This window comes from Neorhizobium alkalisoli (genome assembly GCF_007829835.1).
Lineage (GTDB): Bacteria > Pseudomonadota > Alphaproteobacteria > Rhizobiales > Rhizobiaceae > Neorhizobium.
This window is the reverse complement of record NZ_VIWP01000011.1, coordinates 123,393-139,767: the sequence shown is the minus strand read 5'-3', so window position 1 is coordinate 139,767 and position 16,375 is coordinate 123,393. Positions and strand designations below refer to the sequence as shown.

Annotated in this window: 19 protein-coding genes; 7 read left to right on the top strand and 12 right to left on the bottom strand. The window is 59.1% G+C overall.

What is annotated here, in order from left to right:
- Nucleotides 1-951 precede the first annotated feature (951 nt).
- The 3 genes from FHW37_RS28225 (at nucleotide 952) to FHW37_RS28215 (ending at nucleotide 6,209) form a co-directional block, all read left to right on the top strand.
- A complete protein-coding gene (locus FHW37_RS28225; RefSeq protein WP_145642511.1) occupies nucleotides 952-3,057 on the top strand; it encodes an alpha/beta hydrolase domain-containing protein in 2,106 nt (701 codons plus the stop codon).
- A 108-nt stretch (nucleotides 3,058-3,165) separates the two neighbouring features.
- Entirely contained in the window at nucleotides 3,166-4,758 is a 1,593-nt protein-coding gene (locus FHW37_RS28220; protein WP_210249334.1) for a hypothetical protein, read from the top strand.
- A gap of 83 nt (nucleotides 4,759-4,841) precedes the next feature.
- The gene (locus FHW37_RS28215; RefSeq protein WP_145642509.1) at nucleotides 4,842-6,209 is read left to right on the top strand and encodes an alpha/beta hydrolase family protein; all 1,368 of its coding nucleotides are present in this window, start codon (nucleotides 4,842-4,844) and stop codon (nucleotides 6,207-6,209) included.
- A gap of 141 nt (nucleotides 6,210-6,350) precedes the next feature.
- On the opposite strand, the gene FHW37_RS28210 is transcribed toward FHW37_RS28215, so the two are convergent.
- Both FHW37_RS28210 and FHW37_RS28205 read right to left on the bottom strand, forming a co-directional pair.
- On the bottom strand, nucleotides 6,351-7,073 hold the full coding sequence (locus FHW37_RS28210) for an anti-sigma factor (protein ID WP_145642507.1): 723 nt from the start codon (nucleotides 7,071-7,073) through the stop codon (nucleotides 6,351-6,353).
- The gene (locus tag FHW37_RS28205; protein WP_246690965.1) at nucleotides 7,070-7,624 is read right to left on the bottom strand and encodes a sigma-70 family RNA polymerase sigma factor; all 555 of its coding nucleotides are present in this window, start codon (nucleotides 7,622-7,624) and stop codon (nucleotides 7,070-7,072) included. The genes FHW37_RS28210 and FHW37_RS28205 overlap by 4 nt, the downstream gene beginning before the upstream one ends.
- Before the next feature lie 278 nt (nucleotides 7,625-7,902).
- Here FHW37_RS28205 and FHW37_RS28200 point away from each other — a divergent pair, with 278 nt between their 5' ends.
- The gene (locus FHW37_RS28200; protein ID WP_145642503.1) at nucleotides 7,903-8,691 is read left to right on the top strand and encodes a DUF4394 domain-containing protein; all 789 of its coding nucleotides are present in this window, start codon (nucleotides 7,903-7,905) and stop codon (nucleotides 8,689-8,691) included.
- Nucleotides 8,692-8,713: 22 nt separating this feature from the next.
- Here the strand turns inward: FHW37_RS28200 and FHW37_RS28195 are convergent, their stop codons facing one another.
- Together FHW37_RS28195 and FHW37_RS28190 are read right to left on the bottom strand one after the other, a co-directional pair.
- Entirely contained in the window at nucleotides 8,714-9,142 is a 429-nt protein-coding gene (locus tag FHW37_RS28195) for a DoxX family protein (RefSeq protein WP_145642501.1), read from the bottom strand.
- Nucleotides 9,126-10,091 carry an alpha/beta fold hydrolase gene (locus FHW37_RS28190; RefSeq protein WP_246690970.1) on the bottom strand — a complete coding sequence of 322 codons (966 nt, stop codon included), beginning with the start codon at nucleotides 10,089-10,091 and terminating at the stop codon, nucleotides 9,126-9,128. Before FHW37_RS28190 ends, FHW37_RS28195 begins: the two co-directional genes overlap by 17 nt.
- A 248-nt stretch (nucleotides 10,092-10,339) precedes the next feature.
- Here FHW37_RS28190 and FHW37_RS28185 point away from each other — a divergent pair, with 248 nt between their 5' ends.
- Nucleotides 10,340-10,945: a hypothetical protein gene (locus FHW37_RS28185; RefSeq protein WP_246690964.1), complete on the top strand. Its 606-nt coding sequence runs from the start codon at nucleotides 10,340-10,342 to the stop codon at nucleotides 10,943-10,945.
- Here FHW37_RS28185 and FHW37_RS34730 read toward each other — a convergent pair.
- The 3 genes from FHW37_RS34730 to FHW37_RS28175 all read right to left on the bottom strand — a co-directional run bounded on the left by FHW37_RS34730 (nucleotide 10,881) and on the right by FHW37_RS28175 (nucleotide 11,963).
- Nucleotides 10,881-11,117: a MoaF-related domain-containing protein gene (locus tag FHW37_RS34730; protein WP_432442910.1), complete on the bottom strand. Its 237-nt coding sequence runs from the start codon at nucleotides 11,115-11,117 to the stop codon at nucleotides 10,881-10,883. The genes FHW37_RS28185 and FHW37_RS34730 overlap by 65 nt on opposite strands.
- On the bottom strand, nucleotides 11,117-11,668 hold the full coding sequence (locus FHW37_RS28180) for a flavin reductase family protein (RefSeq protein WP_145642497.1): 552 nt from the start codon (nucleotides 11,666-11,668) through the stop codon (nucleotides 11,117-11,119). Before FHW37_RS28180 ends, FHW37_RS34730 begins: the two co-directional genes overlap by 1 nt.
- Nucleotides 11,669-11,744: 76 nt before the next feature.
- Complete coding sequence (locus FHW37_RS28175; RefSeq protein ID WP_145642495.1) at nucleotides 11,745-11,963, bottom strand: DUF2934 domain-containing protein; 219 nt, start codon at nucleotides 11,961-11,963, stop codon at nucleotides 11,745-11,747.
- A gap of 185 nt (nucleotides 11,964-12,148) precedes the next feature.
- On the opposite strand from FHW37_RS28175, the gene FHW37_RS28170 reads away from it, so the two are divergent.
- Nucleotides 12,149-12,967 (top strand): alpha/beta fold hydrolase, encoded by an 819-nt coding sequence (locus FHW37_RS28170; protein WP_145642493.1) that lies wholly within the window; start codon nucleotides 12,149-12,151, stop codon nucleotides 12,965-12,967.
- Between the two features lie 78 nt (nucleotides 12,968-13,045).
- Nucleotides 13,046-13,603 (top strand): iron transporter, encoded by a 558-nt coding sequence (locus FHW37_RS28165; RefSeq protein ID WP_145642491.1) that lies wholly within the window; start codon nucleotides 13,046-13,048, stop codon nucleotides 13,601-13,603.
- A 3-nt stretch (nucleotides 13,604-13,606) separates the two neighbouring features.
- Here the strand turns inward: FHW37_RS28165 and FHW37_RS28160 are convergent, their stop codons facing one another.
- The 5 genes from FHW37_RS28160 to FHW37_RS28140 form a co-directional block, all read right to left on the bottom strand.
- A complete protein-coding gene (locus FHW37_RS28160; protein WP_246690963.1) occupies nucleotides 13,607-14,074 on the bottom strand; it encodes a VOC family protein in 468 nt (155 codons plus the stop codon).
- Complete coding sequence (locus tag FHW37_RS28155; RefSeq protein WP_145642553.1) at nucleotides 14,071-14,685, bottom strand: flavodoxin family protein; 615 nt, start codon at nucleotides 14,683-14,685, stop codon at nucleotides 14,071-14,073. Before FHW37_RS28155 ends, FHW37_RS28160 begins: the two co-directional genes overlap by 4 nt.
- A 16-nt stretch (nucleotides 14,686-14,701) precedes the next feature.
- Nucleotides 14,702-15,031, bottom strand: a complete 330-nt coding sequence (locus FHW37_RS28150) for a glutathione binding-like protein (RefSeq protein WP_145642489.1) — start codon at nucleotides 15,029-15,031, stop codon at nucleotides 14,702-14,704.
- Nucleotides 15,028-15,906 (bottom strand): SDR family oxidoreductase, encoded by an 879-nt coding sequence (locus FHW37_RS28145; RefSeq protein WP_145642487.1) that lies wholly within the window; start codon nucleotides 15,904-15,906, stop codon nucleotides 15,028-15,030. The genes FHW37_RS28150 and FHW37_RS28145 overlap by 4 nt, the downstream gene beginning before the upstream one ends.
- A 75-nt stretch (nucleotides 15,907-15,981) precedes the next feature.
- Nucleotides 15,982-16,278, bottom strand: coding sequence for a PRC-barrel domain-containing protein (locus tag FHW37_RS28140; RefSeq protein WP_145642485.1), 297 nt, complete (start codon nucleotides 16,276-16,278; stop codon nucleotides 15,982-15,984).
- Between the last annotated feature and the right edge of the window lie 97 nt (nucleotides 16,279-16,375).

The following is a 16,375-nucleotide window of genomic DNA, read 5'->3' as shown; positions in this document are numbered from 1 at the left end:
CTTGCCGCATGAAATACGGGAACCTTCAGGCATGTCTCAAATCTTCTGAAGATATTTTCTGCTGACAGGGACTTGGGCGAGAAACATGACAACGCCGATCTCTTTCGGCTCGACCAGCGGATCGCCGTGATACGCTGGATGCCCTCCATCGGTCTGAGCTTAAGAATATTGGCCTGGATCGTGTCTGTAAAAAGCTTTGCAATTGAAAGATCTCGGTCCATGTCCCGGCCTTCGGTGAATAAAATGCAACCAAAATTGGTTCGTGACGGCACAATTGTCGTCGATTCGTTCCATTAGTTTCACCTAATGTTCTTTTATACATTAGTATTCACTAACTTATGGCGCGCATCATCAAAGGAAATTCCCTGCATTTCTGTCGGGGCCGATATCATCAATGCTTGATTTGCAAACCCATCAAACCAAATGACACGGGATGAGGCCGGCCTTTACCACGGAGCAGATCGACATCGTCTTCAGTGCATATCGAGAAGTATGCCAACAGCGCTCTATCGATCCACTAAGCCCGGAAGGGCGCGCAATTGCAGCACAGATGCTTGAGGTGTTCGATGGAACGGAAACGCTTGATGAGCTGAAGCGTAAGTTCCTGCACTGAGGCACCTAAATTTCACTTCGCGCAAATACTCTGCATCAATCCGACTGACATTGAGCCGGAGCCGCGTTCACGCCACAACGATAGAATTCTGGAAAACATCCTGGGGTCGCCGTTTGTCCTCGTTGCAGACCGGGAGCCGACTTTCCTGACGGAACGTTTCAATCAGGCTATAGGCGGCCAGATATTCGATATGCCGATCGTGACAGGCTTCCAACCATTGGTCCGATGCATGCGCGAGGGGCGGCGTCAATTACTTGACGAATGTCAGGTTTGCGTCAGGTATAAGACCTAGCTTGCTAATTTAGCGCCGGAGGAGAATGGCGCTCAGGAGGATATCAATGACATCGAATTTTCGTGGGCGGTCGCGCGTCGCCCGGCGTGGATTTTTGCCGACAATAATGCTGGCAGGCACCGCCAGCCTCTTTGCAGGAACCATGCCTGCATCTGCCGAAATCAAACGGATCGAGATCGATAGCACGGTTGCCGTTTCCAATGATCTGGATCAGGGAAACGAAGTTGGACCTTACGAATTGATCACCGGCCGCGCCTTCGGTGTGGTCGATCCCAAGGATCCGCTCAACGCCCTCATCACCGATATCCAGAACGCGCCACGCAATCCCGAAGGCCTTGTCGAATACGAAACCAAGTTCGCGCTCGCCAAACCCAAGGAGATGGACAAGGCGAGCGGCGTCCTGTGGTATGATATCGTCAATCGCAGCACCGGCACGGTGACGGCCAATCCTTATGGCCATGTGCAGCTTTTGAGTGGCTGGCAGGGTGATATCGCCCCTAACGCGACGAACTATACCGCCAAGGTTCCAGCAGCCCGCAATGCGGATGGCAGCCCGATCACCGGCAAGGTGCTCGCGCGGATCGTCGATCCGAAACCTGGTACGAACACGGCTCCGCTCGCTCTTCTCGGGCGCGCGATCCCTTACGATGCGGCGTCGCTCGATACGACCAGGGCAAAGCTGATCAAGAAAAGCGCCGAAAAGCGCAGCGGCGAACTCGGCCCGGTGGAACAGGTCGCATCAACCGACTGGGCCTTTGCCGATTGCAGCAAGTCCGAATTCCCCGGCAAGCCCGACCCGCGAAAGCTTTGCGTCAAGGCGGGTTTCGACCCGGCATTTCTTTATGAGGTTGTCTATGACGCCAAGGATCCGCTCGTGCTCGGCCTGGGACTTGCCGGCATGCGCGATCTTGCCTCCTATTTTCGTTATAGCGACGACAAGACCAATCCGGTAGCCGGCAAGATCAATCATTCGATCATCAAGGGCGTCTCGCAATCGGGCAACACGTTGAAGACGTTTCTTTTGCTCGGCTTCAACGAGGACGAAAAACACCGCATCGTCTTTGATGGCGCCAACCCGCATATCGCCGGCCGCCTGACGACGATCAATGTCCGTTTCGGCGTGCCGAGCGGCTCCGGCACGCTTTACGAGCCGGGCGGCGAAGGTGTCCTGTGGTGGAACGATTACGAGGACAAGATCCGCGGCCGCAAGCCGGAAGGTCTGCTGACCCGCTGCACGGCCAGCAAAACCTGCCCGAAGATTTTCGAAACCTTCGGAGCGGCAGAATTTAATGCCCGGCTCTTCTCGATCGCGCTGACGGGCACGGAAGGCAAGATCGATCTGCCACTGCCAGACAATGTTCGCCGCTATTATTTCCCCGGCAATACCCACGGCGGCGCCGAAACGACGACGTTCAAGCTCGCCGGTCCTGGCAGCAAGGCCTGCGTTCTTTCGGAAAACCCGAATTCCGAGATCGAGCAGATGCGCGCCCTGTCGGTTGCTCTGGTCGACTGGGTGGTGAAGGGAACCGAACCGCCGCCGAGCTCCTATCCGAAACTGTCTTCCGGCGATCTCGCCGCCAATACGGCCGAAGCCATGGGTTATCCGAAAATCCCGGGAAGCCTGATGCCTGATGGCCTTGCGGTCGGTCTGATGGATTACGACTTCGGCTCGGAGCTCAACTACAACGAATTTTCGGGCGTGTTGAACAATCAGCCGCCGGGGATCAGGCAGACGATTGCGCCCTTCATGCCGAAAGTGAACGCTGACGGCAACGAGACGTCCGGCCTCCCGTCCGTTCTGCATCAAGCACCGCTTGGTACCTATACGGGCTGGAATGCGACCAAGGCCGGCTTCTTCAAGGGCCAGCCTTGCGGCGGCGGCCTGACGGCCGGTTATGTGCCCTTCTCCGAAACACGGAAGGAACGTGAGGCGGCCGGCGATCCGCGGCCCTCGCTGGAAGAGCGGTATGGCACGGCGAGAGGCTATCAGTGCCTCGTGCAGGATCTTGCTGATCGCCAGGTCAAAGATCGCATGCTTCTGTCCGAAGACGCAGTCCGTCTCGTCAAGCTTGCCGGCAAGGTCGATTTCCTGCCTGTCGACAAGGCCGATGATGCAGCCAAGGCCAAAGCGGCGCAGCTCTGCCACCTTTAAGCCGATCAACCAGCGTTGCCGAACCCTCCCGATATAGAGGGTTCGGCTGCTCCATGCGCCGCAAAAACCGGCCGATTTTCAGCTGAAATCAAATGATGGAGGACCGTCATGAAACGGACCATTGCCTTTACCGCGGCAAGCCTCGCACTTCTGACCGTATCCGCCAGCGCACAGGATGCGGCAAAGCCGATCGTCAACGAGGGCACGCCAGCGCCCGACTGCACGCTGCATATCAATGTCGATCGCAACGGCGATCTGCCCGGCTATAAGGCAAAATGGGGAGAAAAGGAGGTCTGTATTCCTTTCACGCCGACCAATCAGCTTGTGCCCGCAGGCAGTTCCGCCGCAGAGTTCTACATCGACGAATTTTCCGATGCGCGGGTGCGAGCCAAATGGGCTCAGTGCAAGATGGATGCGGAATGCCGGGAGAAGACGCTCACAGCGGCGAAAGGGTTTGCCAAATTCGAGCCCCGCGATAACGGGACTGTGGACAAGGATGGCATGATCGACTTCGATGGCGAGGTCGACCTGTCGAAGATCCGCCGACCGTCCTATTTCGGTCAGGCGAAATATTCCGAGGCGATCGCCAAGGTCGACCCCAACGCCTATCTCGTCGAGTTTACCGCACCGCGCGACAGCTACGAGCGGGAACACCTGAAGCTTTCCGGCACGATCAAACTGCGTGGCTGGTATCTGAAGGGCACCGGCATTGCGGATGAGGCCGGCACCCGGAAACGCGCGCTCATCATTATGAACAATGGCGGCGGCAGCGAGCTTACCGCCATCGACGACCCGGCCACGCCGCCTTTCACCATCGACAAGGACAAATACACGCCGGCAAAGAGCGACAATCTGACGGAAGAACCCGGCATGCGGCACTGGCGTGGTTTTCTGAGCGATCTTAACGCCAGCGGCTTCGACGTCCTGATCACCGATCGGCGAGGCAATGGCATTTCCGGCGGTCGCAACGGCTTCAATACCGCGGAACAGGCCAACGACATGTTCCGCGAGCTTGAACAGATGGATAGCGGCAACGGTCTGCGGATCCTCGGTCCAGACGGCAAGTTGGTTACCGGCAAGGACGCCTCGAAACTGCTGCTCGATGGCCGGTCGGCACATGAGGTGCCAATCGTCATCGGTGGGTATTCGCGCGGCTCCTATGCGACCCAATGGTTCATGCACAAGAACTTCGTCGAGGATTGCAATTACGACCTCGCATCGCCGGAATGCAAACCGAAAAGGGGACTTGCCAACATAAAGGGCGCCATCCTTTACGGCCCGAATTCCGCGGCTCTGGGTTACCGCCTTGCAGGCCATGATGCGGTAGAGGGCGCCCTGCGCGTCGAATTCAACACGACCTATTATGTCGATTCCGGCGTTTTCGCCAATGTCGACAAATGGCCGGCGCTGCAGATCGTCAAGGGAACCTGGGATTATGTCGAAGGGCTTGAAGGATCGCTTGCCACGTATCAGCGGGCAAAAGGTTTGAAGGACATTTCCGTCTTCCTCGGCCCGCATATTCTGCAGACGCAGAGCCCCGACAACATGGCGTTTGCCGGTCGACGCATGGTCGCTTTCGCCACCGCCGCGGTGCTTGGCAACAAGACCGTGCCAGACAGTGCCGATCCCAAGACCCTGAAGGATCTCGTCACCTCGGTACCGCACCATTGGGAACTGTCGATGGAGAAGACACAACAGTAGCGATCTCACCCGGATGCGTGCCCATCGCGTCATGCGCCGGGCACGCATTCCATCAACTGACATCCGGATTTCAGGAGGAGAAAATGCTCGGATATCGAACTGCAATTGCCGCCCTTGCTCTCGGCAGCGCCCTGTTGGCCTCGACGGCAATGGCCGCCGACGCCAAACACGAGGAGGGAACATTGCCCTCCGGTTTCCCCTATCAGATCTCCATGCCCGGGAACTGGAACGGCATCGTCATCAGTGATCTCGATGCCGTCACCAACCTGAAGGATCCGATCCCGGTCGATCTCTTGGCCAAGGGCTACGCCTATATCGGCACCGGCCGCCATCCCGAACGTATGACGAAACACGACCCGCTGACCGAACTCGATGCCCAGGCCGCAGTCATCGATCTCTTCGCCCAGAAATTCGGCAAGGCCAAACATGTGATCCAGTATGGTTGCTCGGGCGGCGGTTATGTGACCCTCGCCATGGCGGAAAAACATCCCGACAAGATCAACGGCGCTGTTGCGTTCAATGCCCGCGGCACCGGCGGCATGGCGGTCGCCAATACCTGGCTCGACCTGCCTTTCGCTCTGAAGGCCCTGCTCGCCCCCGGTTCCGACCTGATGGTCGCGCCGGTGCCGAATTCGGCTCTGCCGGCAGCCTATGACGCCTGGAAGGCGGTGATGGACAAGGCCCAGGCCACACCGGAAGGCCGGGCACGGATTGCGCTTGCCGTCGCTGTATCGCAATGGCCGACTTGGGGTTCGATCGAAGATACACCTGCAAAACCTGCCTCGGACGATCTCGCCGCACTCGAAAAGGCGATGGTCAAATCGGCCAGCGACGGGCTTGCCAATTCGGTCAAGCGCCGCCAGCTTTATGACAACCCTGCCGGGCTCGCCTCGTGGAATTCCGGAATCGACTACAAGGCGTTTTACGAGAAGGGTGCGGATGCTCAGCAAAAGAAGATCATTGCCGAGCTCTACGAAAAGGCAGGCCTCGGCGGCAAGGACGCGATCGAAAAGGATCTGGACCAGATCGACGCCCAGCCGCGTATCGAAGGTTCCAGGGATGGCGTCAATTACTGGCTGAAACCCGGTCGGCTGATCGGCGGCGATATCAAGGTTCCGCTCCTGCACATTCACGGCCTCGGTGACGCGCTGCTGCCGCCGCATCTTTCCGAAGGTTATGCTGTCGCGGTCAAGAAGGAAGGGCACGAGGATCTTTACCGCCGCGCCTTCCTGCAGGCTTCAGGCCATTGCAAGACGGAGGTTTCCGAAGCGGAAGCCGCGATCCAGGCGATGGTCGATCGGCTCGATACCGGCAAATGGGGCGATACAAGTGCGGATGCTTTGAACGCCATGGCGAAAAAAGCAGGCACGCAGATGCCGCGTTATGTGACCTATACGTTCGAGACGCCGTTCAACCGTGCCTTTTACGCGGATAGCAAACATCCATTCTGATAAATCTGTACCCGGCATATAGCCGGGTGCATCGCTCTTGAACGGATCCGAACCCGCGACCTCGAGCGTCCCACTACCGATTGACGCTTTCACAATCGCTTGTCCGGCTGCGCGATTGAAGCATCAATGCTGCGACAACCCTTAGCGCATCAGCTTTGCAAAGCCCTTGGCCAGTATTGGGCCAGTCGGTCGGCCGGTCGGCGATCCACCGCTGTTTTCGAGAGTGATCTCGTAGAGTTGGGTTTCTTTTGGACGCGGAAGGCTGATGGACTTAAGGACTGCCGAGTGTTTTTCCTCTAGGAGGCCGAGCGACATCGGTCCCATTGTCCGCGACGGAAGCGTCCATACCTGCATGGTCTTGTCGGCCGGCACCGCGAAATCGGTAAGCAGGCGGACTTTGGCGGTTTCGTTGCCGAAATCCTCGACAATGGCCTGGACCTCGCCCGCCTCGTTCAGCAGCACGGCGACCACGACCGGTTCGACCGTTCGCATGGTGGTCCAGACGAGTGTGATCGCAAGGATCAGCGAAGCCGCAATTGCGGACAGTGCGACCACCCGCCACCCTGGCCTGATATTGTCATTGCCGGCGTGCCTTACGCTGGGTGTTTCGGGCGATCCGGATGCGGACCGGGCGTTGTTGCTACCGAGCCGTTCCTCGATCGAGGTCCAGAGCGATGCCGAAATTCGGGCAGGTTCCACAGCCATGTCGAGTGGCAGGAAGCGGTCCTGTGCTGCAGCAACGGCGTCTGCCAGGTCCTGATTGCTTTCAAGGTCCCTCGCAATCCTATCTGCAGTTGCCTCATCGAGCAGACCGAGAACGTATTCGTCGGCCAACGCCGGAAAGTCCTTGGGATCGATCGTCATGCCAGGCACTCCCGCAACGAGGACAGGCCGCGGCGTATCCAAGACTTGGCGGTGCCGAGCGGGATCTTGAGCCGGCCGGCAATTTCGCCATGGGTGAAGCCGCCAACATAGGCCATCAATATGCTCCGACGCCTGACCTCCTCCAGCCCACCCAGGCATTCGCGCAGCCGGGTGTCACGATCGAGCTTCTGCCAGGCGGCCATGATCTCGTCCATCTGCCCGGCCTCTTGCAGAGCATCCAGCCTGTCTTCGGCAACGATGTCTTCCCGCTTCCCGTCGCGCAGCATGTTCAAGGCCCGGTTCCGCACGATGGCATAAATCCATCCGCGTGCCGAACCACGGCCGGGCCGGTACTGATGGGCATGGGTCCAGATGCGAAGGAAAGCCTCCTGCACCACCTCCTCCGCAAGATCGTGCCGCCGCAGGATGCGCTGCGCGACCGCGACCAGCCGGCCTGCCTCGCTGTCATAGATCCGGCGAAGCCCGTTGCGATCACCTGTCGCGCAGGCGAGAAGAGCCGTTTCGAGATCGCTCGACAAATCTGCTGACAAGGTCGTTCCGTCCTCTCTCCCGAAATATCCGTCCGTCCGCGAATATTCCGCCTGCTTTATTGTCATGGCCCACATGCCTCGGTCCAATCCCGATCCGGTGAGCGGCTTGCCACAAGCCGCATGATGGCGACACGGCAAACCGCTTCAATAGATGCAGCGACAGAAATATTTTCGGCCGCTGCATCCAGAGACCTCTCCCGCCGTGTCTTACCATCGAGAGCGCGGACAAGACCCGCAGATGACGCTCTCGGCAAGACCAAACCCAACGGGAGAAGTTCATGACCATTGTTCGCACCGCAGCCATCGCCTCCACCATGCTCGTAGTCTCCGCCGCCGCGGCATCTGCCGCTCCGGTTCTCGGGCTCACCGGCGACAAGACGCTCATCATGTTCGACACCGAAAAGCCCGCCGTCACCAAGACCATGGATGTTACCGGTGTCGACAAGCTGGTCGGCATCGATTTCCGCCCCGGCAACAAAACGGTCATTGGCGTGACGCCCGATCATTCGATCGTCTCGATCAATCTGGAGACCGGCGCTGCCACGCAGGTCGCCAAGATGGACAAGATGCTGACCATGACGCAAGCACCTGTCGTCGTCGACTTCAACCCGATGGCAGACCGCCTCCGCTTCATGACCGGCACCACCAACCACCGCGTCCATCCCGATACCGGTGCGGTGACCGTTGACGGCACCCTCGCCTTCGAGGACGGCGACATGCACAAGGGAGAGACGCCAAACATCGTTTCCGCCGCCTATACGAACTCCATCGGCAAGCCGGAAAAGACGGCGATGTACAATATCGACGCGACCATCGGTGCGCTGGTCCAGCAGACGAAGCCGAACGACGGCACGCTCAAGGCGATCGGCAAGCTTGGCCTGAAGGAAAAGCCGGCCACTTACGCTTTCGACATCCAGGGCATGGAGGGCGGCAAGAACATGGCCTATCTGGCCGCCGGCAAGTCGCTCTATACCGTCAACCTCGAAACCGGCGCCGCCACCGAAATCGGCCCGATCACCGGGATCGACAACGAGGTGCGCGACATCGCCGTTCTTCCGGCGACGTAACCGTTAGACCGGGCCGGCCCGATTATGGGCCGGCCTTGCCGCTGCCTGCCGCGAACGGCCACGCAACCGCTCGGCCGGTGAAGAGCGCGGCCCAGACGATGACGGGCTGAAGCGGCAGGCGCACGAAGTGATAGAACCATTGCCAAAGGCTCGGGTCAGGCCCGCCAAGGCTGTCGCTGGCGTGCTTGATGTTGGCCGGGAAGACGCAGAGCGCGTAAAGCGCAAGCCCCAAACCGGCCATCCGCCGCAGGCGCGGCACCAGCAATCCTGCCGCTCCTGCGATCTCGCAGAGCCCGGTTAGCATTATGACCGCGCCCGGAAAAGGAACCCATTCCGGCGTGATGGACAGGAAGGGCTTGGGGATCAGGAGATGCAAAACACCACCGACGCCGAAAACGAAGGCGAGCAGGATCGTCAGGCGTGTACGCCAGACGTCAATCCTTTCCGTCATTCGCAATCCTTCTCTCCACGGCTCTTGCCACGGAGCGCAGATCGACATTGCGGCCGGCAACCCGCTCGATGGCCGCAACGGCGAGATCACTGGTGACATAGTCCGACTTATGGCCGAGATTGTGCACCATGATCAGCCGCGACCCCCGGATGTCTCGCGCAAGATGCCGGGCATGGATCTCCGGCGAGACGATCCCGTCGGCATCTCCGGTGATGATAACCGTCGGCGCGGAGATCGATCTGTATCGCGGACTGAATGTCTTTGCCCAGTCGCTCAGCGCACCGACCTCCTGCGCGTTGTGCCGGAACGCCCCAGGCCTCAGGGCCTGAAACGCCTTTGTCTTTTCGATGTAACCGGCAGGCACCGAATTGGGGGCAAAGACGGCTTTCGTCGCCCGGTCGATTGCGAGGACGCCAAGTGGGGCCGCAACCACTACGCTGAACAGGTCGCCGATCAATGGCGGTCGGGCCGCATCGTAGTACCATGCCACGCCGCCAGGCCACGGATAGACGGCCGGCGAAAGGAAAACCAGACCTGCCACTTTCTCCGGATGTCGGACTGCGAGCGCCGCTGCGATGGCGCCCCCGAAGGAATGCCCGACGATGATCGCCTTTTGGATATGACGCTTATCCATCAATGTCGCGATCGCATCCGCCTGGCCATCGGGCAGGATGTTTTCAGGCCCGCCTGAATCGGATTGACCATGGGCCGGACGATCGACGAAGAGAAGTTTCGCCCTGCCCTCCAGCCTTTCGCGAAACGACAGCATCGGATCGTAGAGGCTCGTGCTGGCGCCATGAATGAAGACGATGGGTGGCAGCTCCGCCTGCCGTCCAGCGTTCAGGAGTATGCTATTGAGCTTGAAGCCGCCGACATCGACAAGCTTGGGCTCCTCGCGCTGCGATGCTGCCGCGGTCCCGCAAGAGATCAGCAGCAGCAGGACTATCATGAGATGGTCGCATCGAAATCCCGATTGCAGGACGCCGGTGAAGGATCGGCGCAGCGATCGAGTATGGCGCATTCTGGACCCTCGTTTCGAACGGATGTTTGATCATCCCGTTTCATTGATACGAGCAGAGTGCGCCGCGAGTTTCACGACAGCCAAAATAAATGCCTGACGCGAAACTAAATCGCGATGGCAGCGTAGATCACCACAGCCCGACCGCTCACCACGCTTCAATATTTTCGGAATGACGAATGGCCCAAAGTTTCGCGAGGATCTCGAACCTGCTTCATGGAGAGACTGTCCCTAACCCTCGCGCGCGGGCGGCAGAGAACGTTGCCCTGATAATCCTCCTCAACAAGCCCGTTTATCCGTTCTACGTCTGGTATCTGACCGGCGAGGGCGTTGCGGCCTCGTTGTTCACACTTGTCGCCCTACCATTTTATCTGGGCGTCCTCTTTCTCGTCCGTCGTTCGGCACTGGCGGCACGCATAGGGCTGGTTCTGGTCGGAACCGGCGACACCCTGTTCGAAACGAAACTCTTTGGCACCGGCGCTGGAACGGAGCTGTTCTTCGCCGCCTGCATCATGCTCGTCGCGGTGCTGTTTGCGCTGAAGGAAGTGTGGTGGCAACGCGGCCTGGCGGCGACTGTGTTTATCGTCTTCATCTTCTCGCGCGCCTGTATCGGCCCGCCACTATGGCAATGGAGCGGTGAAGGACTTGCGCATCTCCTGAACCTCAATGCCTTCGCGGTCGCGAGCCTGATGGCCTTTATCGCCCTGCGCTTTGCCGGGATCACCCGTGACCTCGAACGGGGGCAGGCTTCGACCCGATGGTTTCCTGCCACGAGAGGACGATGACGTCGGGACCGATAGCGAGCGCCCCGTAAGCCAAGGTGTTCTCGACCCCCTCGTCCTCGCCAGCGATTACCGCGATACCGAGGCTCGCACCAGAGCCGAAGGTCAGCCGCACGGCAAACGCCTCGAAGCGAACGAACAGGGTTTCGCCTTCGTTAAACAATAGCCCTGTCATCATCTCACCTTCGTGAACAGGGATTTCCTGGAGATCACTTTGCCTGCGGTCACGAACGAGCCGTCGCCGATGTAGTGCAGGGTTTCAGGATGGGCCGGCTGTTCGGTGACATGTGCCTTCACGATCTCGAAGACGAAGAAGCTGCGGCTTTTCACGAGAGCATCGTCGTAGACCTTGCATTCGAAGGATGCGTGGCATTGAGCGATCCCAGGCGCGCCAACTTCGGCGCTCTGCGTTCTCGTCAACCCAAACTCCTCGAATTTATCCAGGTTGTCGCCGTCGCAATTGCCGATCCGCGAGACGGTGTCGATCATATCGGCTGTCGGGAGGTTTACGACACACTCGCCACTGTCGCGGATCATGCGATGGCTGTGATTGCCCGACGAGATCATCGCGCCCCACAGAGATGGCTCGAACTCGAGGATGGTGTGCCAGCCCAGCGTCATGATGTTATCCCTGCCCTGCCATCGCGAGGAAATCAGGACGACGGGGCCTGGTTCGAGATAGCGGCGGGCGGCGGAGACGGGGAAATCGGATTTCTTCTTGATCATATGAGTGAGAATGTCCGGTGGTCACCCAACGTTCCAGATAACTGCGGACTATACGTTCAGGCGGGAACTGTCGGCTTCACGCCGCCCCTTGATCATTCTCCGAATCGAGGTCTTCGGGCCTGATCCCCTCATCCTTCTCTTGAGACCGCCCAGCGTCGTAAGATGTCTGCGGTGCCCCGGAAGAGCTGTAAACCTGGCTCGCTTCACGCCAATGGCGTTCATGCTGCCCATCGGGACGACCTTCAGCTTCCCATCTGGCGTAGGCATCTTCTCTAATCCTATCTTCGTCCGACATTGCGACCTCCTTCACCTTCAAAACTCGCCCCCGAAATCTGGACTGCCACCGAAACTCCAGAGAACCGCCGCAGTTCCAACGCGAAGACCGACTGATGGCAGAAGTTTGGGGGAATTCCGGCACCCGGCTAGGAACGATAGGCTTACGGTCGGGTTAAGCCTCTTCACACAAGAGAGGAAATACCCATGGCATTCATCGAGGCGAAAGACGGCGTCCAGTTGCACGTCAAAGACCTGGGAACAGGCCATCCTGTGGTGCTGATCCACGGCTGGCCGCTGACGGGCGATATGTTCGAATACCAGACGTTGGCTCTTCTCGAAGCGGGCTACCGGGTTATCACCTACGATCGGCGTGGATTCGGTCAATCCGGACATCCCGCCGACACCTATAATTACGACGTCTTCGCAGACGATCTCGGCGCGGTGCTGGAGAGTCTCGATCTGCAGAAGGCGCATCTGGTCGGTTTCTCGATGGGTGGCGGTGAGATTGCGCGCTACCTCGCGCGCCATGGGACTGCGCGTGTTGCAAAGGCAGTGCTCGTTTCGTCCGTCGTCCCGTATCTGCTGAAAGACGTCTCCAACCCGGATGGTGTCGATTCCAGCGTCTTTGCCGACATGAAAGCGCAGGTCCGAGAGGATCGTTTCGCCTTCCTGCAGCACTTTGCGAAGACGTTCTACGGAGTGGGCCTGGTCAGCAAGCCGGTCAGCCAGGGCGTACTCGACTGGTCGTTCGTCCTTGCTGTCATGGCGAGCCCTAAAGCCACCATCGACTGCATCGATGCTTTCGGTCGCACCGATTTCCGACCCGACCTGAAAGCCTTCACCATTCCGACGCTGATCATCCACGGCACGTCGGACAAGACGGTTCCGATCGATCCATCGGGTCGCGCCGCGGCCGCAGGCATCAGCGGCGCAAAATTCATCGAATACGATGGTGAGCCTCACGGGCTGTTTGCCACGGCGCCTGAGCGTCTCAATCGCGATCTGATCGAGTTCCTCGGCTGACAGAAACCCTGATCCGCTGCCATTCTCTATGGCGGCGGGTCGATTTACCCTTCGACGTCCAATCGGATTGGAAAGACCATGACAACATCAGCCCGCAAACCGCCCGAGAAGCCGAGTGACGAAGCAGATCGGCATCAGATTGCGATGGCCAAGAAGGAAGGCGCCGCCTACCACGCCTCCCTTAAATATATGGCTGAGGAAGTAGCCGACAGTGGCGGCATGAAGCGTGCTGGCGATTATATCGTCGCCTACGCCCAGGAGCGCGCCGAGGGCATGTACATGCTAAAGGGAGAAGGCGAACTGGAATGGGACGCGCCGACCGACGAAAACTGCCATCTGGAGATTTCCGTCAGCGACGCCGGCGACCAACGTTTCATACCCTATCTGGAAATTACGGCTACATTGACGCCTGCAAACGGCAAGGCGGTAGGCCCCTTCAAGGTGCCTTTTGTGTGGCATCCTGGCCTCTACCACTACGGCACGAACATCAAGGTCCCGGGAGATGGGGACTACAAGCTCGACGTGACCATCAAGCCGCCAACATTCATGCGGCATGACGAAGTCAACGGGAAACGCTACGCGAATACCGTTGATGTCACCTTCGAAAAGGTGGCGATCAAGACCGGACAGGAATGACGCTTACCCCATTCCCTTGTCGTGGAGCTCTTTCTGCGCCTTCTCAGTTTTGGGGAGGTGCAGGCCCATGGCGTGCAGGACGCTCGGCGATTTGGTAAACTGAAGATCGCCGTATTCAACGACCTCGATACGGTTACCCCATGGATCGAGGAAATCGAGAAATTTTCCGTCCAGCAATTTCGCGCCCGCTTTCTCGGCGAGAGCGCGGACCTGGCGCCGGTCATCGACCACCAGCCCGAAATGCCGATCGCGATCCGGTTTCTGATGCCTACCACGGCTCAGCGCGATGAACTGATCGCCCATATCGATGAACGCCATCACGACACGACCCGTGTCGTCCTTGTGGCTGCCTCGAAGGTCGAACGAGAAAATACTTCCGTAGAAATGCAGCGCTTCTTCGATATCAGCGACTTCCAGCGCAACGTGGTTCAGGCCAACCAACCGTGGCTTTGTCTGCGTCATCGCCATCATGCCTTCTCGCCCGGATACTGGGATGCCTTGAGCAATTCTGCCAGATGGACGGTGTTGCGGACGAGCATATCCACGGATTTGGTCACGACGTCAGGCACCGTCTTCAAATCCACGAAGTTGGTGCTGCCCATCGCTTCTCCGACCCAGTAAGCGACCGCGTTGGCGGGGATCGTAAACCCGACATCGTTTAGGGCCTGGTAGACCTCGGCAGAGACATTGTGAGCGCCGTCCTCGTTGCCGACCACGGCGACCGCTGCGACGCGACCGTAGGACACCATTCGGCCCTGCTCGTCAGTCTCTTCCAGAAAGGCATCCATGCGCTCGAGCGCTCGTTTGGTCACCGACGATGTCTGCCCCATCCAGATAGGGCTACCTATAACCAGGATGTCAGCGCCGAGGATCGCGTCTCGGATGGCAGGCCATGCATCGCCCTCCCCTTCGTCGGACGTGACGCCCGGCAAGATATTATGGTCCGCCAAGCGAAACAGGGTCGTCTCGACCCCATAACCCTGCATACCGTCGGCTATAAGAGCAAGCATGTGATCTGTCGAAGACGGCTCACCGCCAGACGACTTAAGCGTTCCGTTCAAAGCTACCGCTTTCAGGGCCATGACGATCTCCACTCCATCATCTTGAATACGCATAGGCGCCGCCCCGCTCTAGGGCAGTCCTGTAGGCGGGTCGCGCGTGAATTTTCTGAAGCCATGCCATCGTCGCCGGGCGACCTTGGTCCAACCCTGCGCGTTTCGAAGCCGCTTCAAGTGGAAAGCTCATCATGACATCAGCCGCGCTTATGTCGTCGCCGGCAAACCACGGTCGAGACCGCAACTGGCTTTCGACAAAGTCCAGATGGACATCCAGCATCGGTCTGATCTTCTTCGCGGCCAGCTTGGGATCGGCTATTATTGAGGTGATGAACGACGAGCACTGAGGCGGCCTCCATCGACGGACGATCATGGCTGGCCGCCACCGCCCGCCGCTCCATAGACCTGTCCGTTTGCATAGCTTGCCTTGGGATCAGCAAGCTGCACGTAAATGGAGGCGAGTTCAGCCGGCTGGCCCGGGCGACCCATTGGCGTGTCACCGCCAAAACCTTGAAGCTTTTCCATCGTCGCACCACCCGAAACCTGAAGCGGCGTCCAGATCGGTCCCGGCGCGACGCCGTTCACACGGATGCCCTTCGGCCCGAGCTGTTTGGCCATGGACTTGGTGAAGTTCATGCCGGCCGCCTTGGTGATCGCGTAATCGACGAGATTGGCCGATGGATCATAGGCCTGTTCCGAGGTCGTCTGGATGATGACCGATCCCGGCTTCATGTGCTTCAGCGCCGCCTTGGTCAGCCAGAACATCGCGTAGATGTTCGTTTTCATCGTCGCGTCGAAGTCTTCCGAGCTGATATCGGTGATCGACTGCGCCTGCTGCTGCCGCCCGGCATTATTGACTAGCGTGTCGATGCCGCCCAGCGCTGCGACAGTGTCCTCGATCAGTGTCTCGCAAAAGGTCTCGTCGCGAAGATCTCCGGGAAGCGCCACGCCTTTGCGGCCTTCCTTCTCGATCAGGGCGATAACTTCCCGGGCGTCCGCCTCCTCGTCAGGGAGATAGTTGATTGCGACATCTGCACCCTCGCGCGCAAAGGCGATCGCGGCAGCACGGCCCATGCCGGAATCGCCGCCCGTGATCAATGCCTTGCGGCCCGTAAGGCGGCCCGATCCGACATAAGAGGTCTCACCGTGATCCGGCTTGGGATGCATCTGGCCAGCAAGGCCCGGGAATGGCTGGGTCTGCTTGTCAAAGGGCGGCTTCGGATAGGTCGTGGTCGGATCGACGGTCATTGCAATCTCCGGGAAGCTATTGGCATTCGAGTAGTCAAGCGAAGAGCCCGGCGCTGAGGCCGGGCTCTTGTCATCTCAGTGCTTGTGCTCAGGCATGTCCTTGAGCTGGTCCTTGGTCCAGGTCGTGACGGCATGGACGTCGCCATCCTCGTCGCGCATGAACTCAAGGTCGGACAGCGGAACAGCAACCGGCTTGGCGCCGATCCCCAGGAACCCGCCGACATCGATGATGGCCTGGCTGCCCATGCCGGAGCCATGTACGTGGTCCAGCTTGCCGACCTTGTGGTCGTCAGCCCCGTAGATGGTTGCGCCTTCCAGGATAGCCGGGGTGAGCTCGGTCTGGGTCAGACGTACGTGATTGGTGTGGTCCATGATTGTTTCCTCCGTTTTTGATTGTTGGAGATTGGCAAACAGATCCAGCCACGGATTGTTCCCTGACCGGACGATGAACGCGGTGACCGGAAATCGT